At 63.8% G+C, this 24012-nt stretch carries 27 protein-coding genes; 8 read left to right on the plus strand and 19 right to left on the minus strand.

Annotated features, from left to right (window positions below; all coding sequences use genetic code 11):
- Window positions 1–108 precede the first annotated feature (108 nt).
- The 10 genes from rapZ to NX05_RS09940 all read right to left on the minus strand — a co-directional run bounded on the left by rapZ (window position 109) and on the right by NX05_RS09940 (window position 7726).
- A complete protein-coding gene (gene rapZ, locus NX05_RS09895; protein WP_010369215.1) occupies window positions 109–981 on the minus strand; it encodes an RNase adapter RapZ in 873 nt (290 codons plus the stop codon).
- Window positions 978–1928 (minus strand): HPr(Ser) kinase/phosphatase, encoded by a 951-nt coding sequence (hprK, locus tag NX05_RS09900; protein WP_039433249.1) that lies wholly within the window; start codon window positions 1926–1928, stop codon window positions 978–980. Before hprK ends, rapZ begins: the two co-directional genes overlap by 4 nt.
- On the minus strand, window positions 1925–2383 hold the full coding sequence (locus NX05_RS09905; RefSeq protein ID WP_039433250.1) for a PTS sugar transporter subunit IIA: 459 nt from the start codon (window positions 2381–2383) through the stop codon (window positions 1925–1927). Before NX05_RS09905 ends, hprK begins: the two co-directional genes overlap by 4 nt.
- A gap of 21 nt (window positions 2384–2404) precedes the next feature.
- Entirely contained in the window at window positions 2405–2722 is a 318-nt protein-coding gene (gene hpf / locus NX05_RS09910; RefSeq protein ID WP_005913379.1) for a ribosome hibernation-promoting factor, HPF/YfiA family, read from the minus strand.
- Window positions 2723–2809: 87 nt separating this feature from the next.
- Window positions 2810–4249 carry an RNA polymerase factor sigma-54 gene (locus NX05_RS09915; protein WP_039433251.1) on the minus strand — a complete coding sequence of 480 codons (1440 nt, stop codon included), beginning with the start codon at window positions 4247–4249 and terminating at the stop codon, window positions 2810–2812.
- A 40-nt stretch (window positions 4250–4289) separates the two neighbouring features.
- On the minus strand, window positions 4290–5009 hold the full coding sequence (gene lptB, locus NX05_RS09920; RefSeq protein WP_039433252.1) for an LPS export ABC transporter ATP-binding protein: 720 nt from the start codon (window positions 5007–5009) through the stop codon (window positions 4290–4292).
- Window positions 5009–5578, minus strand: a complete 570-nt coding sequence (gene lptA / locus NX05_RS09925) for a lipopolysaccharide transport periplasmic protein LptA (protein WP_104607649.1) — start codon at window positions 5576–5578, stop codon at window positions 5009–5011. Before lptA ends, lptB begins: the two co-directional genes overlap by 1 nt.
- Complete coding sequence (gene lptC / locus NX05_RS09930) at window positions 5556–6131, minus strand: LPS export ABC transporter periplasmic protein LptC (protein ID WP_039433254.1); 576 nt, start codon at window positions 6129–6131, stop codon at window positions 5556–5558. Before lptC ends, lptA begins: the two co-directional genes overlap by 23 nt.
- Window positions 6128–6676: a KdsC family phosphatase gene (locus NX05_RS09935; RefSeq protein ID WP_039433255.1), complete on the minus strand. Its 549-nt coding sequence runs from the start codon at window positions 6674–6676 to the stop codon at window positions 6128–6130. Before NX05_RS09935 ends, lptC begins: the two co-directional genes overlap by 4 nt.
- A 48-nt stretch (window positions 6677–6724) precedes the next feature.
- Window positions 6725–7726: a KpsF/GutQ family sugar-phosphate isomerase gene (locus NX05_RS09940; RefSeq protein WP_039433257.1), complete on the minus strand. Its 1002-nt coding sequence runs from the start codon at window positions 7724–7726 to the stop codon at window positions 6725–6727.
- 53 nt (window positions 7727–7779) lie between these two features.
- Here NX05_RS09940 and NX05_RS09945 point away from each other — a divergent pair, with 53 nt between their 5' ends.
- From NX05_RS09945 to NX05_RS09955, 3 genes are all read left to right on the plus strand, one after another.
- Window positions 7780–8007 carry a BolA family protein gene (locus tag NX05_RS09945; RefSeq protein WP_010369228.1) on the plus strand — a complete coding sequence of 76 codons (228 nt, stop codon included), beginning with the start codon at window positions 7780–7782 and terminating at the stop codon, window positions 8005–8007.
- 241 nt (window positions 8008–8248) lie between these two features.
- Window positions 8249–9523 carry a UDP-N-acetylglucosamine 1-carboxyvinyltransferase gene (gene murA / locus NX05_RS09950; RefSeq protein ID WP_010376895.1) on the plus strand — a complete coding sequence of 425 codons (1275 nt, stop codon included), beginning with the start codon at window positions 8249–8251 and terminating at the stop codon, window positions 9521–9523.
- A complete protein-coding gene (locus tag NX05_RS09955) occupies window positions 9520–9843 on the plus strand; it encodes a hypothetical protein (protein WP_039433258.1) in 324 nt (107 codons plus the stop codon). Before murA ends, NX05_RS09955 begins: the two co-directional genes overlap by 4 nt.
- 954 nt (window positions 9844–10797) lie before the next feature.
- On the opposite strand, the gene NX05_RS09960 is transcribed toward NX05_RS09955, so the two are convergent.
- The 5 genes from NX05_RS09960 to purM form a co-directional block, all read right to left on the minus strand.
- Window positions 10798–11481: a DUF3108 domain-containing protein gene (locus NX05_RS09960; protein ID WP_017118884.1), complete on the minus strand. Its 684-nt coding sequence runs from the start codon at window positions 11479–11481 to the stop codon at window positions 10798–10800.
- Window positions 11482–11484: 3 nt separating this feature from the next.
- On the minus strand, window positions 11485–12327 hold the full coding sequence (locus NX05_RS09965) for a DUF3108 domain-containing protein (protein WP_010369236.1): 843 nt from the start codon (window positions 12325–12327) through the stop codon (window positions 11485–11487).
- 65 nt (window positions 12328–12392) lie between these two features.
- Window positions 12393–13061 (minus strand): phosphoribosylglycinamide formyltransferase, encoded by a 669-nt coding sequence (purN, locus tag NX05_RS09970; RefSeq protein WP_039433259.1) that lies wholly within the window; start codon window positions 13059–13061, stop codon window positions 12393–12395.
- A 23-nt stretch (window positions 13062–13084) separates the two neighbouring features.
- On the minus strand, window positions 13085–13549 hold the full coding sequence (locus NX05_RS09975) for a hypothetical protein (RefSeq protein ID WP_010369241.1): 465 nt from the start codon (window positions 13547–13549) through the stop codon (window positions 13085–13087).
- A 13-nt stretch (window positions 13550–13562) separates the two neighbouring features.
- A complete protein-coding gene (gene purM / locus NX05_RS09980; protein WP_172645734.1) occupies window positions 13563–14696 on the minus strand; it encodes a phosphoribosylformylglycinamidine cyclo-ligase in 1134 nt (377 codons plus the stop codon).
- A gap of 22 nt (window positions 14697–14718) precedes the next feature.
- Between purM and NX05_RS09985 the strand changes: the two genes are divergently transcribed.
- Genes NX05_RS09985 through hda form a run of 3 tightly spaced genes read left to right on the plus strand, consistent with a single transcriptional unit; the run spans window position 14719 to window position 17692 of the window.
- The gene (locus NX05_RS09985; RefSeq protein ID WP_017113341.1) at window positions 14719–15831 is read left to right on the plus strand and encodes a DUF2066 domain-containing protein; all 1113 of its coding nucleotides are present in this window, start codon (window positions 14719–14721) and stop codon (window positions 15829–15831) included.
- Complete coding sequence (locus tag NX05_RS09990) at window positions 15828–16994, plus strand: AI-2E family transporter (RefSeq protein ID WP_010369246.1); 1167 nt, start codon at window positions 15828–15830, stop codon at window positions 16992–16994. The genes NX05_RS09985 and NX05_RS09990 overlap by 4 nt, the downstream gene beginning before the upstream one ends.
- Window positions 16991–17692 carry a DnaA regulatory inactivator Hda gene (hda, locus tag NX05_RS09995; protein WP_039433262.1) on the plus strand — a complete coding sequence of 234 codons (702 nt, stop codon included), beginning with the start codon at window positions 16991–16993 and terminating at the stop codon, window positions 17690–17692. The genes NX05_RS09990 and hda overlap by 4 nt, the downstream gene beginning before the upstream one ends.
- Window positions 17693–18092: 400 nt before the next feature.
- On the opposite strand, the gene murU is transcribed toward hda, so the two are convergent.
- From murU to NX05_RS10015, 4 genes are all read right to left on the minus strand, one after another.
- Window positions 18093–18803 (minus strand): N-acetylmuramate alpha-1-phosphate uridylyltransferase MurU, encoded by a 711-nt coding sequence (gene murU / locus NX05_RS10000; RefSeq protein ID WP_039433264.1) that lies wholly within the window; start codon window positions 18801–18803, stop codon window positions 18093–18095.
- Window positions 18800–19819: an aminoglycoside phosphotransferase family protein gene (locus NX05_RS10005; RefSeq protein WP_039433266.1), complete on the minus strand. Its 1020-nt coding sequence runs from the start codon at window positions 19817–19819 to the stop codon at window positions 18800–18802. Before NX05_RS10005 ends, murU begins: the two co-directional genes overlap by 4 nt.
- A gap of 57 nt (window positions 19820–19876) precedes the next feature.
- Window positions 19877–20149, minus strand: a complete 273-nt coding sequence (locus NX05_RS10010) for a GlsB/YeaQ/YmgE family stress response membrane protein (RefSeq protein ID WP_039433267.1) — start codon at window positions 20147–20149, stop codon at window positions 19877–19879.
- Between the two features lie 514 nt (window positions 20150–20663).
- A complete protein-coding gene (locus NX05_RS10015) occupies window positions 20664–22157 on the minus strand; it encodes a M20 family metallopeptidase (protein ID WP_039433270.1) in 1494 nt (497 codons plus the stop codon).
- A gap of 157 nt (window positions 22158–22314) precedes the next feature.
- Here NX05_RS10015 and NX05_RS10020 point away from each other — a divergent pair, with 157 nt between their 5' ends.
- Window positions 22315–22689, plus strand: coding sequence for a ComEA family DNA-binding protein (locus tag NX05_RS10020; protein ID WP_008572623.1), 375 nt, complete (start codon window positions 22315–22317; stop codon window positions 22687–22689).
- A 441-nt stretch (window positions 22690–23130) separates the two neighbouring features.
- Window positions 23131–23931, plus strand: coding sequence for a HutD/Ves family protein (locus NX05_RS10025; RefSeq protein WP_039433272.1), 801 nt, complete (start codon window positions 23131–23133; stop codon window positions 23929–23931).
- The last annotated feature ends 81 nt before the right edge of the window (window positions 23932–24012 follow it).

Here is a 24012-nt window from a genome sequence, read left to right on the forward strand (position 1 = left end):
CCTTAAAAAGGCGCTGCGAGAGTGCCGTCTTGACGTAGGTGGAGCACGCTCACGTCACAGGATTTCGCTTCAACGCATCCCGAGCCCCCACTCCTGAATCCCAGCCTCTCAGTCCTGCTCGCGATGAAACGTCGCCACTTCCGGCCAGCCTTGTTCGCGTGCGTGCCGGGCCATGCGTTCGGCCATGTACACCGAGCGGTGCTTGCCGCCGGTGCAGCCGAAAGCGATGGTCACGTAGCTGCGGGTGTCATTGCGCAGCCGCGGCAACCAGGTGTCGAGCAGGTCCACAATTTGCGCGCTATAGCGCTGCACATCGGCTTCGTTATCCAGATAGTTGCGCACGCCGGCATCGCGGCCAGTGAGCGGGCGCAGTTCCGGGTCCCAGTGCGGATTGGGCAGCACGCGCGCATCGAACACGAAATCGGCCTCGGCCGGCACGCCGCGCTTGTAGGCGAATGATTCAAACAACAGCGACAGGCGGTCGTTGCTGCCCAACGCGAATTTGGTGACCACGCGGCGGCGCAACTGATGCACGTTGAGCGTGCTGGTGTCGATGATGGCATCGGCCTGCGCACGCAGCGGCTCGGTCAACTGACGCTCGCGGGTGATCGCCTCCGGCAGGGCCAGGCCGAGATGGCTGAGCGGATGGCGGCGGCGGGTGTCGGCGTAGCGCTTGATCAATGCCTCGTCGCTGGCCTCGAAAAACAGCAGCCGCGCTTCGATGCCGTATTCCTGTGCGGCCTGACGCCACTGCGCCAGCTGGGTGAGGTCGCTGCGGCTGCGCACATCGATGCCCACCGCCAGGCGCTGGTCGCCGACCGGGTTGCCGCGCAGGCGGCTTTTGACGAAGTCCGGCAGCAGCTCCACCGGCAGATTGTCCGAGCAGTAGTAATCCAGGTCTTCGAAGGTCTTCAGCGCGACCGATTTGCCCGAGCCGGAAAGCCCGCTCACGATCATCAGCGTGGAGGGCGCGATACTCATGGCGTGCGTCGCTCCAGCAGGTTGCTATGGCGGGCGATGAACATCGCCGCCGGGTCGATGCCCTTGGTGCGCAGGATATGCAGGCGCGTGGCCGCTTCGGTCAGCACCGCCAGGTTGCGGCCGGGCATCACCGGCAGGGTGATCAGCGGCACGTCCAGGTCCAGCACATGGCGGCTGCCGGAATCGCCGGTCAGGCGCTCGTAGCCGGATGGCGTGGGCTCGGTCATCGGCCGGGTCAGGTGCACGATCAGGCGCAGGTATTTGTTTTTCTTCACCGCGGTGTCGCCGAACATGTCGCGCACGTTCAACACGCCCAGCCCGCGTACTTCCAGCAGGTCCTGCAACAGTTCGGGGCAGGTGCCGTCGAGCACATCGGGCGCGATCTGGGTGAATTCGGGCGCATCGTCGGCCACCAGGCGATGGCCGCGGCTGAGCAATTCCAGCGCTAGCTCGCTCTTGCCTGAGCCGGCTTCCCCGGTAATCAGCACGCCGATCGAATAGATCTCCATGAACACGCCATGCAGCGTGACGCGCGGCGCCAGCGTGCGCGCCAGATGGTAGGAGAGGTGGTTGAGCAGTTCGTGGCCGCGCTTGGGCGAAATCCACAGCGGCGTGTTGGATTCGTCCGCCGCCGCGCGCAGGTCTTCCGGGCACGACTGGTTCTTGCTGATCACCAGCGCCAGCGGCTGCACCTGGATGATCTTTTCGATGGTTTCCCAGCGCTGCCGCGCATCCAGCGAGTCCAGCCAGGACAGTTCCTCGGTGCCCAGTATCTGCACCTTGTTGGGATAGATCACATTGAGGTAGCCGGCCAGCGAGGGGCGGCGCGCATTGTTGCTGCCAGCCTGGATCTCGCGGTGCTCGTCCTTCTGGCCGGCAACCCAGCGCAACGCCAGCTTGTCGCGCTGCTGGTCGAACAGTTCGCGTGCGGTGATGCTGGTATTCATGCCGCGCTCGCCTGCGGTGGTGGCACGTCGGTGAGCAGGGCCATCAGGGCGTCGGCGTTGGGCGCGGCGCGCAGTTGCTGGCGGAAGTCCGCATCGGAAAACCGTTCGGCCAACTCCGACAGCAGCATCAGGTGCTGGTGGGTGTAGTGCGCCGGTACGGCCATGGCGAAGATCAGATCCACCGGCTCGTCGCCGCCGAACGCGACCGGCGTATCCAGCCGCAGCAAGGCGCCGCGCGGTTCTGTGAGGTTGGGGCAGCGCCCATGCGGAATGGCGATGCCGTGGCCGATAGCGGTACTGCCCAGGGCCTCGCGCTCGCACAGGTTGGCGTAGAGCTCGTCGGCGCCGGCCTGGCGGCAGGACAGCAAATCGGCGGCGGTGTGCAGGACGGTGTCGCGATCGGCGGCCGGCGACACCACGGTGCGCACGGCCGCCATCAGATCGGTTAAAGGCATGAGGGCATCAAGCGGGAAGCGTCATGCGGGATTGTCGCGCACCTCGCGGGCGTGGTGGTTACATTTCTTTTCTTTGTGCTTGAGCACCAGGCGGTCGAGCTTGTCGACCAGCAGGTCGATGGCCGCATACATGGTGGAGCCGCTGGCATCTGCGTGCAGGGTGCGACCGGGAAGGTTGACGGTGGCGACCACGTGGTGGTCTGGCTTGCGAACGGCCAGCTGCGTTCGGACTTCGCAGTGCTGGTCGAAATGGCGCTGCAGTCGCTGCAGCTTGCTTGCCACGTACTCCCGCAGGGCGGGGGTCACTTCAAGCTGGTGGCCATACGTCTCGATACGCATCAGATACCTCCATTGGTCGGTGGGCCAATGAACCGTTCCGGTAATCCGACTAACCCGGCGCAGGCCGGCGTTGCGGTGGTTGCAACGTCAGGCGATGCGTACGCGTTCGTGGGAGGCGGAAATGTTCATGGCCTCACGATACTTCGCAACGGTGCGCCGCGCCACTGGTACGCCGGATGTTTTCAGCAGATCGGCCAGTTTGGCGTCGGACAAGGGTTTGCGCGGGTTCTCCGCATCAATCAGGCGCCGGATCATGGCCTGGATGGCGGTGCTGGAGGCCTCGCCGCCGCTGTCGGTGTCGATACCCGAAGCAAAAAAGGAGCGTAGCGCGATGGTGCCGCGCGGGGTGCGCACGTATTTGCGCGAGATCGCGCGGGAAATGGTGGATTCGTGCAGGCCGAGCTCGCCTGCGATCTCGCGCAGGGTCAACGGGCGCAGGGCCTGCGCACCGAATTCCAGAAACCCGGCCTGGTGCTGCAGCAGGCAGCGCACCACCCGCAGCAGCGTTTCGCCACGTGCCTCTACGCTCTTGAGCAGCCAGCGCGCTTCCTGCAACTGTCCGCGCAGGTAGCCGGCGTCGGATTCGCCGCAGCTGCGGATCAGGTTTTCGTAGCCGCGGTGGATGGTGACCTTGGGTTGCGCGCGGCCGGCCAGCGAGGCGCGCCAGACGCCGCGCTGGCGCCAGATCACACAGTCGGGCACCACGTAAGTGTCTTGCGACAGATCGCCGATCTGCTTGCCCGGGCGCGGGTCTAGCGAGCGCACCAGCTGCACGGCTTGTTCGACGTCGGCCGTAGAACGCTTGAGCTCGTGGGCCAGGCCAGCCACGCCGCTGCGCGGCAGCCGTTCCAACGGGCCGGCGACGATCTGCAGCGCCAGCTCGCGGCCCGGGGGGGCCGGGTCGAGCACCGCCAGCTGCAGCGCCAGGCATTCGCCCAGCGTACGCGCACCCACGCCGACCGGGTCGAAGCGCTGGATCTGGTGCAACACCGTGAGTACATCGGCTTCGTCCACCGCCGCGCCGAGCGCCAGGGTTTCGAGAATCGCCGACAGCGGTTCGCGCAGGTAGCCGTCTTCGTCCAGTGCGTCGATCAGCATCGCGCCGATCTGGCGGTCGCGTGGCGACAGTGGCGACAGATGCAGCTGCCACAGCAGGTGATCGGCCAGTGTTTCGGAGTCGGCCACGCGCTCGGCGGCATCACCGGACTCGTCGTCGTCGAAACTGCCGCCGCTGCCCGAGCCGGTCCACTGCAGTTCGTCTTGCGACCAATCGTCATCGCGCTCGGCAGGTGAGGCTTCTTCGCGCTGGGGTTCTTCAGCGGACGCGGACGACGAGGATTCCATCGCCGTGTCGCTGGCCGCGTGCGCGGCCTCGTCGGCCCATTCCAGCAGTGGATTGGTTTCCACTGCTTCGGCAATTTCCACTTCCAGCTCAGTGGTGGACATCTGCAATAGTTTGATCGCCTGACGCAATTGCGGCGTCATGACCAACTGCTGTCCTAGCGATGTCTGGAGCCGGGCTTTCATGCGGGCACTGACTGGAAAAAACGTTGGCGCGGCGGCGCGCTCAAAGGCGGAAAGTTTCCCCCAGATACACGCGACGGACATCGGGATTGGCTAGCAACGTGTCTGGTGCCCCCTGCGCCAGCACGCCCCCCTCGGCGAGGATATACGCGCGGTCGCAGATTCCCAAGGTCTCGCGCACGTTGTGATCGGTGATCAACACACCAATGCCGCGTTCCTTGAGGTGAATGATGATGCGCTGGATCTCGCCAACCGAAATCGGGTCCACGCCGGCAAAGGGTTCGTCCAGCAGCATCATGCGCGGATTGGCCGCCAGCGCACGTGCGATTTCGCAACGTCGCCGCTCGCCGCCGGACAGGCTGGCACCCAGTTGATCGGCCACGTGGGTGATCTGTAGTTCTTCCAGCAGCGAGACCAGTTCTTTCTCACGGCCGGCGTTATCGAGTTCCTCGCGCAACTCCAGCACCAGGCGGATGTTGTCGGCCACGGTGAGCTTGCGGAAGATCGACGGTTCCTGCGGCAGGTAACCGACGCCGAGCTTGGCGCGCGCGTACATCGGCTCGGCAGTAAGGTCGCGGCCGTCCAATTCGATACGGCCTGCATCGGCTTCGACCAGACCCACGATCATGTAGAAGCAGGTGGTCTTGCCGGCACCGTTGGGGCCTAGCAGGCCGACCACTTCGCCGGCCTCAAGCGTGAGACCGAATTCCTTGACGACTTCGCGTTGCTTGTACTTCTTGCGCAGACCGGTGGCGACCAGCATTACTTCTTCCCCTGCGACTTGGAAGCAGGCTTGGCGGCCGGTGTCGGGGCGGGCGTTGCCGCGGCAGGCGCGGCAGGCGCGGCATTTTTCGGCTGGATGATGGTGCGCACGCGGCTGCCATCGCCGCCGCTCTGCATGTTGCCGGTCTTGGTGTTGTAGACCATGCGCTGGCCGGCGTTGGTGCCCTTGGGCGAATCGACCTTGTAATTGCCGGTCAGGATGATGATTTCATCGGCGACCTTGTATTCGATGTTGTCGGCCTGGCCGTGCATCATCGCGCCGTCGTCCATCTCCTGCTTGAGCGTGGCCTGCTTGCCATTGAGTACCACGCGATCGGTCTGGCCGTTCTTTTGGAAGATATCGGCAGTGTCGGCGTGGATTTCCAGCGTGCCCTGGGTGATCACCACATTGCCGCTGAAACGGCACTTGCCGCTGTCATCGAGCATGTTGCAATCGTTGGCATTGGAGTCGATCGCCATCGGCTGATTGCGATCGCTGGTCTTGGCCATTGCCAGTGCAGGCAACAGCAGTGCGGCAAATGCCAGTTTAGCGTGCAGCATTCGGTTCATAGCGGGTCTTGACCTGAGAAAGGAGCTTGTACTGGCGTGATTTGAGGTCGGCTTCAAAGCCGACGCCGCTCTGCATGATACCCGGGCGGGTCATGGTCACTGGCGCGTCGGTCTTGGCGATGTTCTGTTGCGGGAACACGTCCAGGCTCTGGGTGCGGAACGTGGTCGGCGGAGTTGCGCCGCCGGTCGGGCTGTCGCCCTCGACGTCGCCGCGCAGGCGCAGCTGGGTGCCATCCGGGTTGAGCCAGCCCGTCTTGGAACGCAGGGTCCACGGCAGATTGGCGTTGTCGGGCATCAGGAACACCGGCGTGGTGATGTCTGCGGTCTGGTCGGCACGGTTGCGATGCATTTCCGGCGCGCGCAGCGTCATCGATTCCTTGCCGCTTTGCTTGTCCAGGGCGATCAGCTCGAAGTCGCGCAGGATGTAGTCCGCGCCTGACTCCTGCACGGCCGCGGCGGCCGGGCGCGCGCGCTGCTTCCATGCCGACCAGCCGGAAATCACGGCGGCGACGAACAGCGCCACGCCCAGGGTGGTGCGCCAGTTCCAATTCATGCCGAAAACCCTTCGATGATGCGCTCGACCTGGCCTTGTGCGGCCAGCACCACATCGCACACCTCGCGCGCGGCACCTTCGCCGCCACGGGCGCGGGTATGCCATTGCACACGTTCGGCGATCCAGGGGTGTGCGTTGGCCGGCGCCACCGGCAGACCAACCGCAAGCAATGCGGGCAGGTCGGGCAGGTCGTCGCCCATGAACAGCACCTGGTCCAGCGACAAGCCGTGCTCCTGGCATAGCGCCAGCACTGCCATGCGCTTGTTCTTCACCCCGATCTGCACATGCAGGCCCAGGTCCTGGCCGCGTTTTTCTGCCGACAGGCTGGTGCGCGCAGTGATCAGCGCGACATGGATGCCGGCCCGGTCGAGCTGCTTCAGGCCCTGGCCGTCGAGTACGTTGAAGGCCTTGCTCTCGTTACCGGCGTGGTCGTAGTACAGGCGGCCGTCGGTCAGGGTGCCATCGACGTCGAAACAGGCCAGGCGGATACGCGCGGCGCGTTCGATCAGTTCGGCGGGAAGGTGCTGCAAAGGGGAATAGGGCATCGGCACGAATCGGTAAGAACGGGGTCCGGCGGTTGAAAACTGAACCTGTTAAACCACCTTGGCGCGCAACAGGTCGTGAATGTTCAATGCGCCCACCGCGCGCTGCTGCGCATCGACCACAATCAGGCCGTTGATCTTGTAGTCCTCCATCAGCCGTGCGGCCTCGGCGGCCAGTTGGTCGGCGCCGATGGTGCGCGGGTTGCGCGTCATGACCTGCGCGATGCCGGCGCTGCGCACATCGATGTCGCTGTCCAGTGCGCGGCGCAGGTCGCCGTCGGTGAACAGCCCGATCAGGCGGTCGTCGGCGTCCACCACGGCGGTCATGCCCAGCCGCTTGCGGCTCATTTCCATCAGCGCCTCGCTCAGGCTGGCGTCTTCGCGTACACGCGGCAGATCGTCGCCGGCATGCATCACATCAGTGATATGCAGCAGCAGGCGCCGGCCCAGGCTGCCGGCCGGGTGCGAGCGTGCAAAGTCGTCGGCGGTAAAGCCGCGGGCATCCAGCAGGGCAACCGCCAGCGCATCGCCCATCGCCAGCGAGGCGGTGGTGCTGGAGGTGGGGGCCAGATGCAGTGGGCAGGCTTCGGCCGACACGCTGACATCCAGGTGCACGTCGGCGGCGTTGGCCAGGGTCGAGCTGGCGCGGCCGGTCATGGCGATGATCGGGTTGCCCTGGCGCTTGAGCACCGGCAGCAGCATGCGCACTTCGTCCGATTCTCCCGAGTACGACAGCGCAAGCACAATGTCGGCCTCGGTGATCATGCCCAGGTCGCCGTGCCCGGCTTCGCCCGGGTGCACGAAGAACGCCGGGGTGCCGGTCGAGGCGAACGTGGCGGCAATCTTGCGCGCCACATGGCCGGACTTGCCCATGCCGGTGGCGACCACCCGCCCGCGCGAGGCCAGTACCAGACGGCAGGCCGCCGCGAAGTCGCTGCCGATGCGTGCGCCCACACTGGCCAACGCCTCGCGCTCGATCTCCAGCACGCGCTGGCCGCTGGCAACCAGGCTGGCGTCGCTGACGGTGGCGGAAGGCAGGTGCGAGACAGCCATGCGGAACTCGGGTGAAGAGTAGAATGTGCGCTCATTTTATGAGGAAACGCCCTTTGGACGCCGAAACCATCCGTAAACTCATCGAATCCGGCTTGCCCGAAGCCCGCGTCGACGTGCACGGCGACGACGGCGTGCACTTCGAGGCCACCGTGGTCAGCCCCGCATTTGTCGGCAAGGCACCGCTGGCGCGGCACCGCATGGTCTATGCGACCCTGGGCGGACTGATGGGCGGAGCGATTCACGCGTTGCAGCTGAAGACGCTGACGCCTGAAGAAGGTTAAGCGCGTTGACTGCGCTTGCTGCCAGGCGGGCTGGACCGGGGCGGAAATTCGTACGCACCTGATCACCGCTGCCCCGCGCCGCAGTCCACGAGCGCCCGGCAACTGCCGCCAGCGCGTTCCAAACCCTCGCCGGCGCCGTTTTGATCTGTCCGTCTTGCACCAAGGCCGTTTGCACCAAGGCCGAAACGCTCGCACGTCATTCCCCCGACATACCTTTCATTTTCGGATTGCTTAGATTCCCATGGCAAAAATCGTAGTGACCGGCGGCCAAGCGCTGCACGGCGAAGTCAATATTTCCGGCGCCAAGAACGCAGTGCTGCCGATCCTGTGCGCGACCCTGCTGGCCGACGCGCCGGTAGAAATCAGCAACGTGCCGCATCTGCACGATGTGATCACCACGGTGAAATTGCTCAGCGAGCTGGGTGCCGAAGTGACCATCGACGAAGGCACGTTGGCCAAGGGCCGCTCCATCCTGGTCGACCCGCGCTCGGTCACGCATCAGATTGCGCCGTATGAGCTGGTCAGGACCATGCGCGCCTCCATCTTGGTGCTGGGCCCGCTGCTGGCGCGCTACGGTACCGCCGAAGTGTCGCTGCCCGGCGGGTGCGCGATCGGTTCGCGCCCGGTGGATCAGCACATCAAGGGCCTGCAGGCGCTGGGTGCGGACATCAGTGTGGAAAACGGCTACATCAAGGCCACCAGCAACGGACGCCTGAAGGGTTCCCGCTATGTATTCGACATGGTCAGCGTCACCGGCACCGAGAACGTACTGATGGCTGCGGTGCTTGCCGAGGGCACTACGGTGCTGGAAAACGCGGCGATGGAGCCCGAAGTCACCGACCTGGCCGACTGCTTGATCGCGCTTGGCGCGCAGATCGAAGGCGCCGGCACCCCGCGCATCGTGGTGCAGGGCGTTGAGCGTCTGGGCGGCGGGCACCATGCGGTACTGCCGGACCGCATCGAAACCGGTACCTTCCTGGTTGCCGCAGCGATGACCGGCGGCAGCGTCACTGTGCGCCGCGCGCGCCCGGAAACCCTGGATGCGGTGCTGGACAAGCTCACCGAAGCCGGCGCCACCATCACCACCACCGCCGACAGCATCACGCTGGATATGCAGGGCAAGCGTCCGCGCGCGGTCAGCCTGACCACTGCGCCGTACCCGGCGTTTCCCACCGATATGCAGGCGCAATTCATGGCGCTCAACTGCGTGGCCGACGGCGTTGGCGTGATCAACGAAACCATCTTCGAAAACCGCTTCATGCACGTCAACGAGCTGCTTCGCCTGGGTGCGGATATCCAGGTTGAAGGGCACACCGCCATCGTGCGCGGTGCCGAACGCCTGAGTGGCGCGCCGGTGATGGCGACCGACCTGCGCGCATCGGCATCGTTGATCCTGGCCGGCCTGGTCGCCGAAGGCAACACCACCATCGATCGCATCTACCACCTGGACCGTGGTTACGAAAACATCGAGGAGAAGCTGGGGGCGCTGGGCGCGACCATCCAGCGCACCGCATGATCCTGCGCGGTCGTTTCACCACCCGGCGCAAGATCCTGCTGGGCGTGATCGTGCTGATCCTGGCGTGGCTGGCCTACGCCTGGAGCGTGGGCATGGCCATCACCCAGGGCGTCGAATTCAAGGACATGGACTGGAACAACGACGGCACTGCCAGCCGCGACGAAATCGCGCAATCGTTCTATGCAGTTGCAGTGAAAAAGACTGTCGAAGGAAAACGCCATTGCGATCTGTTTTATTGGCGCAAGAACAACCAGCAGATTCGCGTGGATTGCCGCACAATGTTTACGACTGGCGATGACAAGGCTGCGGGTAAGCCTTGAGTTTCGGCAGGTCGGTCTGTCTCTGATCGCTCAGTTAAAGAGCGACGGATCTGCGGCTGTGCTGCAGGGCCCTTGCCGCCCACCATCGCAGGACACGCTGCAAGTACGTCCATGTAAGCTCCGTGGCGGCATCCATGCCGCCACGGGTCCCGCGACGGTGAGTGGGCAAGGACCAGTCGAGATGGTCGGTGCGTGTAGTCGGTAAAGCACCGGCAGAGGGCCTCACCCTGTTCTATCGCTTCAGCAAAGCTGCCAGTAATTCTTCGCGCGTCGTCCTCGCTCCGCCTTCCAAAGCGCAATTCAAGAAGAAATGCCTAGGGGGCCGATCGGTGATCCGTAGATCGGTCGGCTGCTGTGTCATCGCCTTCAATAAAGCAGCCAACAAACTCTCTGACGCTGTGAGTTTGCTGCAGGGCCCTTGCCGCCCACCATCGCAGGACACGCTGCAAGTACGTCCATGTAAGCTCCGTGGCGGCATCCATGCCGCCAAGAGTCGCGCGACGGTGAGTGGGCAAGGACCAGTCGAGATGGTCGGTGCGTGTAGTCGGTAAAGCACCGGCAGAGCGCCTCACCCTGTTCTATCGCTTCAGCAAAGCTGCCAGCAAACTCTCTGGCGAGGGCACACGCTAAGCACCAAGCTTTAGCCCCGAGCTAAAGGACGCATCCCAATGATTCAAGCGGAGGAATTCCGCCGGCATGTCAGCCATTCATTGGAGGATCGCCGCTCAGTTGTATCGCAAGAGCCAATAAAAAAGGCGTTTCCCAGAAAGTGGGAAAACGCCTCTTGTGCGGATCCAACAGCATCTTTCTATGGAGGTGACAGCATCAAGCGTGCGGCGCGAACTTCAGTGACCAACTGCCAACATGCTCCTGTTGGCGGTTCTCCCTGCCACATGCCTAAGCAGCAACGCACCTCAGCGCGCTTTTATGCATGCTCGCGCTGGCGAAGATCGCTTAGCGCAGCGCCTTGATGGTCAGGTCCAGCGCGTCCTGGCCCTTTTCTTTCTGCAGCAGACGCGCCGGCACCGGCAGATCCTTGACCACCCACGCGATCAATTCTTTGTCGCCGTCCACGCGCGACACCTTGGTGGCCTGTTCCTGCTTGCCGTTGACGGTGATGGTTTCCTTGCCGACCACCTTGTAGCTCATCGGTTTGATGCGGCCTTCGTCCACCATGCGGTAGTTGAGCGGCTTGCCGGCGGCCAGATCGCGCGTGATCGCCAGATTGATCAGCAGCGCATCCATGTCGCCGGGCTGCAGTTTCACCGGGCCGCGGCGGTCCGGCTTGATGTCGCCGCCCCAGGTGGCCTGGCTGGTCTTCCAGTCGTAGTTGGCAGTGACATTGCGGCGCTTGACCATCATCGACGAGGTGTCGTTGCTGCTTACCGGGCGCAGTTGGCCGTTGGCTTCTTCGAACACCGTGCTCTGGGTCAGGTTGGCCAACTGGTTCTGGATGGTGAGCGTGTAGCGCCACTTATTTGCGCCGGCAGCGGCCAGGGTCATGGTGCCATTGGCCTGCATGCCCATGTAATTGGCCGAATAGTCGGCCTGGAACGGCTGCATGGCGAAGGCGGGCAGGCTGGACATCGCCAATGCGGCGGCGGCGATCACGGCGCTGGTACGGGAGAAGAGTTTCATCGTTTAGGCTCCTTGGTATTCGACCAGGCGCAGATCGATCTGATCTTCACCTTTGTCACGTTGCAGGATGCGCACCGGAGTCGGAACTCCGTTCGCAATCCAGAGGATGGTTTCGTTGTCGCCGCTGTTGACGCGGTATACGCGCAGGGCGTCGTAGCTCAGATCGCCCACCTGCACCACTTCTGTTGCATCGGCAGCGCGGTAGTCGTATTTGCGCACCTTGCCCACATCGACATAGCGATAGCTCAGGTTGCGCCCGGGTTGGGCATCGCGCATCAGCGACAGGTTCAGCGACAACGCGCTTTGGTCGCCGTGCTGCAACGGAATCGGCTGCTGCCGATCTTCCTTCAGATCGCCGTTCCACTGCGCGGTGCCGGCTTGCCAGTTGTAGACGCCGGTGACCTTTTTGCCGAAGAACATCGCCTTGCGCACCGTGCTCTGGCTCAGCGGCACGTATGTGTCGCCGTCGACGCGGAAGACCGTGCTCTGTTCCAGGTTCAGGCCCAAAATGCTGGCGAAGCCCTTACGGCCACGCACCGACATGTCGATGCGCCACTGGCTACCGTCGCCATGGCTGACCTGCATGGTGGCATCGCCGGCCTCTTTGCCACGGTAGAACGCCTGATAGGTCGCTACGAACGGCTCCAGCGGCGGCGGTGTCCAGGTGCTGGCGGGCAGGGCAGCTGACGATGCCGGTGCAGCGGCAGGGGCCGCACCCGGAGCAGGTACGGCCAGCGCAGGCGCGCCTTGCGCGGGCGCGGCAGGTGCCTGCTGCGCACGGCCAGTGCCAGCCTGGCTGAGGAGGGCGACGGTTAACAGCGCGGTAGCGATCGGGATGACGTTCATGCGCTGGTAGCGGGCACTGGGGCCGCAAGAATGTCCGAGACGGGATGAGGGGGGCGTATCCGCATTCAGGCGAATGCGATATCTGCGGACTCTAGTCGTAATGGCGTAAACAGGCACTGACCATCGATATGCACGGCATCGCCATGCACCGCGACGCGACCACTGGCGAGCAGTTCCAGCGTGGCCAGTAGCAGCGGGTGCTCGCGGGCAAGCACGCGCGCGGCCAATTGCTCGGCGCTGTCGCCGGGCAACACCGGGACACGTGCCTGGGCAATCACCGTGCCGGCATCCAGCTCCGGCACCACCAGGTGCACGCTGGCGCCATGCTCTGCATCGCCGGCTTCCAGCGCCCGTGCGTGGGTGTGCAGACCGCGGTATTTGGGTAGCAGCGACGGATGGATGTTGAGCAGGCGCCCGGCAAAGCGGCGCACCAGCGGCTCACCCAGAATGCGCATATAGCCAGCGCAGATCACCCAGTCCGGCTGCGTCGCAGCGATCGCATCGCCGAGTGCGGCGTCAAACGCAGCACGGTCGGCAAAATCGCGCGGGCTGGCGCTCCAGCGACGCGTCTGCTCGACCTTCCGCAACGCTGGCGCCTGCGGGCGGTCGGAAAACACCCCGACCACCTCGGCATGCAGATGCCCACTGGCGATCGCATCGACAATGGCCTGCAGATTGCTGCCGCGCCCGGAGGCGAGCACGGCCAGGCGCAGGCGGGCGTCAGGTGCGTGCATTGAATAACGTCCTCACAGAGGGCTCAAACAGCCGTGTTGCCGACGCCGAACAGCGCCTTGACCCGCGGGCGCAGCAGCGTCACCAGCGTGAACACACCAAGTACGGTACCGAGCGGCATGAAAGAACAGGAAATGCCGGCCACGATCAGGCACAGCAGATGCCGCCTGCGCTGGGCAATGCAGCGGCCGGCGTAGGCCATGAATCCGGCCATGGTAAGGCCGCCCAGGATGAGCATCGCTGCAATGATCACGAAGATCCAGCCGACCCAGCGCGGATCCATCGGCGGCCCGTCCGGATTGGCATTGTCCATCGGCAGCTGCCCGGTGACGATCGCAATACCCATGGCCAAGTGGATCAACGGGAGCAATGAAAACAGCGCGGTGAGACCGCCCAGCACGTAATGGAAGAGCGACAGCAGCTTGAGATGCTGCAGGTCATCGGCGCTGGCCGACGCCAACGCCAATGTCGGCGGTGAGGAGGCGTCCATGCAGATTCCTCGCTCAGCCGATGCGCACGCGCTCGTCGCCGTGTGCCGGCACCACCTGACCAATGCGCCAATGCGCCAGTGACTGCGCATCCAGCGCCTGTTCCAGCGCAGCCGCTTCCGCGGGCGCGGCAATCAGCACGAAGCCGATCCCGCAGTTGAAGGTACGCCACATTTCGGCATCGGCCACCGCACCTTCGCGCTGCAGCCAGGCGAATACCGGCGGCAGCGTCCAGGCAGCGGCGTCGATGTCCAGGCCCAACCCATCGGGAATCACGCGAATGATGTTTTCGGTGAGGCCACCGCCGGTGATGTGCGCCATCGCGTGGATCGATTCGCCGTGCGACTTCAGCAGCGCCAGCACCGGCTTGACGTACAGCGCGGTCGGCGCCATCAGCGCATCGATCAGCTTGGTGCCATCGTCCAGCACATGCTCGGCCGGCGCACCGGCACGCGCGTAGATCTTGCGGATCAACGAATAGCCATTGGAATGCGGACCCGACGAGGCGATGCCGATCAGTACGTCGCCTTCGCGCACCTGCGCGCCATCCAGCAGCTGCGACTTCTCGACTGCACCCACGGTGAAGCCGGCCAGGTCGTATTCGCCCGGCGGGTACATGTCGGGCATTTCGGCGGTCTCGCCGCCGATCAGCGCGCAGCCGGAGAGCTCACAGCCGCGTGCGATGCCGCCGACCACTGCCGCAGCAGTGTCCACGTCGAGCTTGCCGGTGGCGAAATAGTCCAGAAAGAACAACGGCTCGGCGCCTTGTACCAGCACGTCGTTGACGCACATGCCGACCAGGTCGATGCCGATGGTGTCGTGCCGACCCAACTGCTGGGCCAGCTTGAGCTTGGTGCCCACGCCGTCGGTGCCGGACACCAGCACCGCCTCCTTGTACTTGCCTGACAAGTCGAACAGTGCGCCGAATCCGCCCAGGCCACCCATCACCTCCGGCCGGAAGCTGCGCTTGACCAGGGGCTTGATGCGTTCGACCAATGCATTGCCGGCGTCGATGTCGACACCCGCGTCGCGGTAGGTCATGGGCGAGGGGCTGGAAGGCGTTTGGCTGGTCACGGGCAGGGGTGGCTCGGCAGTAAAGGCGGCGATTTTAACAGCCACGTTGGCGCTAGCGCCCCATTCGGGCAACAATTCACCCGGATACGCTTATGTCATGGAACCGTCGATGCGCCGCAGTCTCGCTTTCTTTCTCGCCCTCGTGGTCGCAATGCCCGTTGCTCCGGCCTTTGCGCAGGCAGATCTGCGCACCGAAGGCGACGTTGCCAAGGCGCAAAGTGCCTATGACGCCGAAGTGCCGGTCAACAGTCAGAGCGAATCCGATCGCCCCGGCGCACTGGCGCGCGCGCTGGGCGCCGTGCTGGGCAAGGTCTCCGGCGACCGCGGCGTGATGAGCCGCCCCGGAGTGCCGCAGGCGCTGCGCAATGCACCCAACTACGTCGAACACTACGACTACCGCCAGGATCAGGGCACCTCGCGCACCGGCGCGCCGACCTTCCGCACCACCTTGGTGGCGCGCTTCCGGCAGTCGGATGTGGATGACTTGATCGCTGCGCTGGGCCTGCCGGTGTGGCCGTTACCGCGTCCCAAGCCGGTGCTGTGGCTGGCCATCGATGACGGCAGCGGCCCGCGTCTGGTTGGTGTCGCCCAGGCCAACGCGGCGCGTAGCGTGCTCGACCGTGCCATCGAGCGCGGCTACCGGCTCGGTCTGCCGAGCGGCGCAGCTGCCGAGCAGGCGCTGGCCGGCGCAATCTGGCGCAAGGACACCGCGGCGGTGTCGCGCGCCTCGGCCAAATACAGCCCGCCGATGCAGTTGATCGGCAAGCTCTACCGCAACGCTGCCGGTTGGACCGCCGACTGGGTGTTCGTGGACAACGGCAATGTGTTGTCCAGCTGGACTAGCAGCGACGGCGATGCACGCCGCGCGATGGCCGCCGGTGCCGACGGCGCTGCCGATGCGCTGGTCAAGCGCTACGCCAAGCGGGTGGATTCGGGTGTGCCCGGTGTCTACCGCGTGGTGATCACCGGCGTCAGCAGCGCCGACGACTACCTGCGCGTGTCGGCTGCGCTGCAGGGCGTGTCGGTGGTACGCAGCATCCGCCCGGTCAGCGCCAACGGCGACCGCATGGAACTGGATCTGGAACTACTCACGGGCATTTCTGGCCTCAACCGTATGCTCGGCGACAACAGCCCGTTGGTTTCGGTCTCGGTACCGACCGAGGGTCCGATCATTCTCGAAAACGAGCACGCCGAGTACCGCCTGAAATGACTTTGACTCCCGAAGCCGAAATTGCCCAGTTTCTGCGCCGCCTCAAATGGGCGGCGGTGATTGTCGGTGTGTTGTGGGTGGTCTCGCTGCTGGCGCCGATCCTGACCCCGTTCGTGCTGGCGCTGTTGCTGGCATGGCTGGGCGACCCGCTGGTGGATCGCATCGAACGCGCCGGGCGCTCGCGCAATGTCGCGGTGATGCTGGTCTTCGTGCTGGCAACGCTGCTATTCGTGCTGGCATTGATGATTCTGGTGCCGATGATCGAACGCCAGATCATGACCTTGATCGATGCGCTGCCGCAGATGCGCAACTGGGCGATCGGCACCGCCATCCCGTGGCTGGAAGCCAAGACCGGCATGCAGTTGATGGCATGGCTGGATCCAGAACGCTTGATCGACTGGATCCGCAGCCATTGGGAACAGGCCGGTGGTGCCGCCAAGACCCTCTTCGGCTACGTGTCGCGTTCGGGATTTGCGATGGTCACCTGGGTGATCAACCTGGCGCTGTTGCCAATCCTGGCGTTCTACTTTCTGCGCGACTGGGACCGTCTGGTCGAACGTGTGGCGGCGGTGATCCCGCGTGCCTACATCGGTACCGTGAGCCGGCTGGCGCAGGAATCCAATGATGTGCTTGGCGGCTTTATTCGCGGCCAGTTCCTGGTGATGCTGGCGCTGGGGGCGATCTACGCCACCGGTATGTCCATCATCGGGCTCAATCTGGGCTTGTTGATCGGCATCATCGCCGGCCTCATCAGCTTCATTCCGTACCTGGGTGCGACCACCGGCATCGTGCTCGCGTTGCTGGCGGCCATCGTGCAGGCGCAAGGGCTGGACCTGAAGTTACTGATCGGCGTGGGCGTGGTGTTCACCGTGGGCCAGTTGCTGGAAAGCTATGTGCTCACCCCGCGCATTGTGGGCGACAAGATCGGTCTGCACCCGGTTGCGGTGATCTTTGCGGTGATGGCCGGTGGCCAGTTGTTCGGCTTCCTTGGCATGTTGCTGGCATTGCCGGTAGCGGCGGTGGCCAACGTGTTGCTGCGCTATGCGCATCAGCAATATACCCGCAGCGATCTGTATGCGGGCGAGCGCGCCGGTATCGTGCTGCAGTCCACGCCCGAGCGCAGCGTGATTGTCGAACCCGGCAAGGACGCAGATCGGTTGTGAGCGTTCCGCAGTTGCCGCTGGCGTTGCGCGCGCCACCCGATCAGCGTTTCGATAGTTACATCGCCGCGCCCGACGGCCTGCTTACGCAACTGCAGGCGCTGGCCGCGGGGCAGGTGAGCGATTGGCTTTATCTGTCTGGCTCCGCCGGCACCGGCAAGACACATCTTGCGCTCTCGCTGTGTGCCGCTGCCGAGCAGGCCGGGCGCACGCCGGCGTATCTGCCGCTGCAGGCAGCCGCCGGCCGCTTGCGCGATGCACTCGAAGCGCTGGAAGGCCGCAGCCTCGTTGCCTTGGACGGCGTAGAAAGCATCGCCGGGCAGCGCGACGATGAAGTGGCCTTGTTCGATTTCCACAACCGCGCGCGCGCAGCCGGCATTACGCTGTTGTACACCGCGCGCCAAATGCCCGATGGGCTGGCGTTGGTGTTGCCGGACCTACATTCGCGACTGTCGCAATGCATCCGGATCGGTTTGCCGGTACTCGACGATGCTGCACGTGCGGCAGTGTTGCGTGACCGCGCGCAGCGTCGTGGCCTGGCCCTGGACGACGCCGCAATCGACTGGCTGCTGACCCATAGCGAGCGCGAGCTGGCCGGTCTGGTGGCCTTGCTGGATCGCCTGGATCGCGAATCGTTGGCCGCAAAACGCCGCATCACGGTGCCGTTTCTTCGGCGTGTGCTCGAGGATCGTGGGTCGTAGGGACTAATCTGCGGCTTGGCCGCAAGGCCTCACCGAGATCGCTCCGTGCGCATGGCTCTCAATAACGCAGCCAGCAAATCGCGCGACGCGGTGTAGTGGTTCTTCAATAGAGCAGCCAGCGCACTGTCTGGTGAGGTCACCGCGCACTCAGGGTCTTAACGTTGCTGCAGGGCCCTTGCCCGCCCACCATCGCGGGACACGCTGCAAGTACGTCCCTGTAAGCTCCGTGGTGGCATCCATGCCGCCAAGGGTCCCGCGATGGTGAGGCGGGCAAGGACGAGTCAGGTTGGTCGGTGCGCAACCTTCTCAATAAGCAACTAGCAATACGCTTGCGCGGTGCCTCTGTTCTTCAACAAGCAACCAGCCAATGATTACCAGAGTTAGAACAGCAAAGTTGCGATCAGCTGCTGTCGCGCTGCAACTGTGCATCCAGCTCGGCCAGCCGCTGCGGCGTGCCGACATCGGTCCAGCGTCCAGAGTGGTGGATGCCACCGATCAAGCCTGCCGCCGTCTGCGCACGCAGGATCGGCGCCAACGCAAACCGCGGTGCCGTGCCGTGCTGCTCTGGCAACTGACCAATGACAGTTTGCCAATCGCGCAGCAGCGCCGGGCGATACATGCCGATGCCGGAATAGGTCAGCGTCGCGGGCAGATCTGCGCGCACTTTGCCGTCCGCATCCAGCGCAAAGTCTGCGCGCGTTGCGTGGCTGGGTTGATCCACCAGCAACAGCTGCGCCAGCCCTTCGGGGGCATGCGACAGACGGGCAAAATCGAAATCGGTCCAGATGTCGCCGTTGACCAACAGAAATGGGGCATCGCCCAACAGCGGCAGCGCATGCAACATGCCGCCACCGGTTTCCAGCGGCGTCGCACCTTCATACGAATAGGTCAGGCGAAGACCGAACGCGCTGCCGTCGCCCAAAACGTGTGGAAATTGCTCGGCCAGCCACGAGGTGTTGATCACCACCTCGTCTACGCCCAGCGCCGCCAATTTGCGCAGATGCCACACGATCAACGGCGTGCCACCGACCGACAGCAGCGGCTTGGGTGTGCGCTCGGTCAGCGGGCGCATGCGCTCGCCGAACCCTGCGGCAAAGATCAGCGCCTTCATGTCGTCGCCTGCTGCGCACGCGCAGCCAGCGCCGGCTTGATTACCTCGTCCAGCAAACCGATCAACGGCGCCAGCTCGGCGTAACGGGGCAGTACTTCTTCCAGATACGCGACGAAACGCGGAACATTATCCAGATACCAATGCTTGCCATCGCGCTGGCTCAGACGGGAGAAAATGCCCAGGTTTTTCAGATGTCGCTGCACGCCCAGCCAGTCTGCATCGCGCAGAAACTGCGCCAGCGGCGGCACCGGCAATCCTGCCGCAGATGCACGTGCGTGATAGTGCTGCAGCCAACCGTCTACCCGGGCGAGTGGCCAACTTACCGAGGTGTCCTTGAACAGACTGATCGGGTCGTAGGCGATCGGGCCAATGACACAATCCTGAAAGTCCAACACCGCCGGGCCATCGGGCACCGGCATTAGATTGCGTGGCATGAAATCGCGATGGGTAAACACGCGCGGCTGCGCCAGCGCGTTGTCCATCAAACGGCGCTGCACCAATTGCAACTGCTCGGCATGGGCGCAGTCCAGCTGTACGCTCAGGTGGCGGCCTAAAAACCACTCTTCGAACAAACCGGCATCGCGCTGCAGCAGCGCTTCGCCAAACACGCCGCTATCGGCAGGTGGTGGAATTTGTTGCAGCAACAGCAGCTGGCTGATCGCGCCATCCAGCAAGTCGTCGGCGTTGGCGTCAGTGAGTACCTGTGCCAGCGTTGGCACGCCCAGGTCCTCCAATAGCAAAAACCCGTTCTCCAGATCCTGGGCAAGCACCTGCGGCACGCGCACGCCATGTGCGCCCAACAGCGCATGCATGCGCAGCCACGGCGCAACGTTTTCCAGCTGTGGCGGCGCATCCATCAAGATGCGATCCACACCGTGCCCGCGCGCGCGCCAATAACTGCGAAACCCCGCATCGACCGACGCGCGCTGAAGCGACGCCTGTGGATCGTCGAGCGCGTGTTGTGCCCAATGCAAACGAAGCGCGTCGCGCGCGGTATCCGGATGAAGTGACGTCATGGATCGAGTGGGTATCATGAAGTGATGGGTAAACAGATCAGACGCGCAGTGAAGCGCTTAGCGTTTGCTGCCGCTGAACAACCGCAACAACGCCAGGATCGCAATCGCCCCGAGCAACGCTCCAAGAAAACCGGCCGGCTCGCCCGCGCGGTACCAACCCATGTAGCGGCCAAACCAGCTAGCGACCACGGCACCGGCAATGCCGAGCACGATCGTCAACAGGCAGCCCAGGCGTTGCGTACCCGGCGTAATGAAACGCGCCAGCAGGCCGACCATGAAGCCGACCAGCAGAATGTAGAGCCAGCTGTCGCTACCAAATAGATGATTCATTGCAGCACCGGAGGTGGACGGGATCGGCAGACTAGCATTTCGGGTGTCACTGCCTAGCGCAGCGGGCGCTGGAGTGACCGCGCCGATGCATTGTCTTCAGAAAGGCGTGGTCTTCGGCTTCCGCTGCCAAGCGCTCCTAGCTTCAGGCAAGTCATTTGATAGATAAATTGGCTTCCCAGCTGGTAGGTCGTCTTTCAAGGAAAGAGACCTTTTCGGGAAACCGTTGCCGGTGAGATGTATGCGGAAGACATCAGTGCTGAGCCAGGCCGATCACCACTAAATGCTCTTGCGAACAAGAGTAATTGCTGGTCTTTCTCCCCTCGTGAGAGGGGTGGGATGAGGGTGCTAGACCAGAGGCGATGCATGAGTTAGGCACCCAAGTTGCAACGGCGAGCTTGGGCGCCAAAACCAGCTAACCGGGCTAGCAGCCAAACGATCTACGCACCCGCGCTCAACGCGCCAACCTCTCATTCATCGATGCGCGCCAGCGGCACGCACCAATGAGGCCGTCAATTCAACAGCAGCCATGCCCACCATGACGGGTGCCGCTATCGGCAGCCACCGGCGAGCCGCTGGTTTCGCCGCGCAGACAAGCAGCGTGATGGTCGGCAATCACCTTGGACACGCAAGCGGTCACGCGCTTGCCCATCGGAATGTGCAGGAACTCGTTCGGCCCATGCGCATTGGAATGCGGGCCGAGCACGCCGGTGATCATGAACTGCGCGCCGGGGAATTTTCCGCCAAGCATGCCCATGAACGGAATCGAGCCGCCTTCGCCCATGTACATCGCCGGCTTGTCGAAAAATGCCTGGCTGGCGTCGTCGATGGCCTTTTCCAGCCACGCTGCCATGGCCGGGGCATTCCAGCCGGACGAGGCCTTTTCCAACTCCAGCGTGACCTGTGCGCCGTTGGGCGGGTCGCGCAGCAATGCCTGCTTGAGCAACTCGCCGCAGGCCTTGCCGTCCGCCGTTGGCGGGAGTCGCAGCGATAGTTTCACCGCCGTTTGCGGGCGCAGCACATTGCCTGCCGACGCCAGTGGTGGCATGCCGTCCACGCCGGTGATCGACAGCGCCGGGCGCCAGGTGCGGTTCAACACCAGCTCGGTCAGATCCTCATGCATCGGCACTAAGCCATCGACCATCGGGAACTTGTCGAAGATCGCGGTATCCAGCGTGGCCGCTGCGGCCTTTGCCTGCGTCAGTCGCTCGGCGGGCACCTCCACATGCAGGCCGTCGAGCAGGATGCGGCCGGTGGTTTCGTCTTCAATGCGCGACAAGAGCTGGCGCAGCAGGCGGAAGCTGGACGGCACCACGCCCGAGGCATCGCCCGAGTGCGCGCCTTCTTCCAGCACTTTGACTGTCAGGTTGCCGCCGGTCAGCCCGCGCAGCGAGGTCGTGCACCACAGCTGCTCGTAATTACCGCAGCCCGAGTCCAGGCACACCACCAGCGATGGCTTGCCGATGCGCTCGGCCAGATGGTCCACATAGGCCGGCAGGTCGTAGCTGCCGGATTCTTCGCAGGCCTCGATCAGCACCACGCAGCGCGCATGCGGCAGGCCCTGGGTGCGCAGCGCGAGAATCGCGGCCAGCGACCCGAAGATCGCGTAGCCGTCGTCGGCGCCACCACGCCCGTACAACTTGTCGTCGCGCAACACCGGCTCCCAAGGGCCGAGGTCGGCATCCCAACCGGTCATCTCCGGCTGCTTGTCCAAGTGACCGTACAGCAGCACGGTGTCGTCGCCCGATTCAGGGCCAGTGGCCGGAATTTCGATGAAGATCAATGGCGTGCGGCCTTCCAGGCGCACCACCTCGACCTGCATGCCGTCGATGGCCTGGGCGCGCGCCCAGGTTTCCATCAACACGACCGCCTGTTCCATGTAGCCATGAGCCACCCAATCGGCGTCGAACATCGGTGACTTGTTGGGAATACGGATGTAATCGACCAGCTGCGGGACGATCTCGCGGTCCCAGGTATCGCTGACGAATTGGTCGATCTTGGCGCTGTCCATGAAGGCTCCGAATGCGTGACGTAATCAAAGATTCTACGCCTGCGCTAGGGGGTAGGTATTTCCCTACAAGGCGGCGCGCAGTTCACCTGCTGTGTGAAAAGTTCGTTGGCGATAGGATTGCTGCACGTGGCGCGGGACACTGGCTCCGCCGGCAGGAATGCTGGCTAGGACCATCACCCAAGCCACAAGGAGCGTTGCAATGAAGTCATTTACCGTAGTCCTGAAGTCCCTGCTACTGGCGTTGCTGTTGTCCTCGAATGCGTATGCACTCGACAAGGTCGATATCAACACCGCGTCTGCTGAGGAATTGGACAAGGTGCTGATGAATGTCGGGCGATCAAAAGCCGAGGCAATCGTCGAGCACCGTCAGGCAAACGGTCCCTTCAAAAGTGCCGAGGAACTGGCACTGGTCAAGGGCATCGGACTCAAGACGGTCGAACGGAATCGTGACCTGATCGAAGTAGGAGCCACGATGGCTCCCGCCAAGAAGGCTGCCAAGGGGGCGGCGGTGAAACCGGTGGGACGGCGTTAAGGGGAAGGGATCCGAGATACGGTTCGACGCGAGGATGCGTGGCCGCAACCTAACTGGACAGGATGTCCGGGGGATGGCTGGAAGCCGACAAGGACGTGGAATCGCCCGGTGTTGCACTTGGATGTGCAGCCGGGCGTTTTTCGTTTGGGCGTTGAAGAGACTTGGGATACGCAGCGACAGGGTGTTTGACCGTCTGCAACACTTGGCAAACAAGTGTCAGGCTGGTGGGGATGTCGCCATAGAGCCCAGTGTTCGAAAGGATCATCCCGTACGGGGCACTCACGGTGTTCCGTCCAGCGGAGTGACGGCCGTTCTGTTACTCGCTCGCTTTTAGCTGTCAAAGATCCGCCTCGCTAAGGGATGGCTTTTCTGATGCAGGCAGTCCGTCCGGCAACAAAAGAGCGTGGTCGTCGGTCGAGCGCTTTCAGGCACAATGCGCCGATGCAGCTGACAGACCTGAGCAGCCGGGTGATTCCGGCCACCGAGTACCGCCGTGAGCGGTGGCGCAATCAATTGGGTTGGACCCGCGAGATCCTGCGTCTGGGTGATACGGACGAATGGGCGTTGCGCCTTTCGATTGCCGAAATCGAGCAGGATGCTGCGTTTTCCGCATTTGCAGGCATCGATCGTGAGTTGGTGTTGCTGCGTGGCAATGGCATGCGCTTGACGTTCGGCAATCGCGATGCTGATGCCGATACCCATGCAAGTGCGAGTTCTGGCGCCAATGTCAGCACCGACGAAACCGAAACCGTTGCAGGTGCCGCTGCCTGGAAGGTTAGCGATTCGGATGCTCTTGGCGCGGAGAGTCTCGGCGAACGTGCTGACGTCGTTGAAGTATTAAGCAGTGCCGAGCGTCTTGTTGCACACCCTGCGGACGGTGGGCGCTGCGTGGATTTATTGCCGCCCTATCAACGCGTGCGATTTGCCGGCGAAAAGACGGTGCACGCGACGCTGCTCGACGGGCCAACCCAGGATTTCAATCTGATGTGGCGGCGCGACTTGCTGCAGACCGAGTTGCTGCATCGTCCGTTGGTCGGCACCATGTTGTTCTTTGCAGACCCCGGTAGCGCCTGGGCCATTCACTTGCTTGCCGGCCAGGCGAGCTTCGGGCGCGATGGCGGTTTGCCGCCGTTAGCGGCTGGCGATACCGCGTGGCTGAGCGCAGCGACGCGTACCCGCTATGTGCTCGACGGCGGTGGCGAATTGTGGGCGATTCGGGTGAGTCCGCTGCCGGAACATTGAGCCTAACGGATGCCGCTAACTCGGTCCTGCCTGTGGCAGATCCCCAGCAGTAAGCCCGTATCGCTCGTGGGCAGTCTGGAA

Source organism: Xanthomonas vasicola (assembly GCF_000772705.2).
In the GTDB taxonomy this organism is placed as follows: Bacteria; Pseudomonadota; Gammaproteobacteria; order Xanthomonadales; family Xanthomonadaceae; genus Xanthomonas; species Xanthomonas vasicola.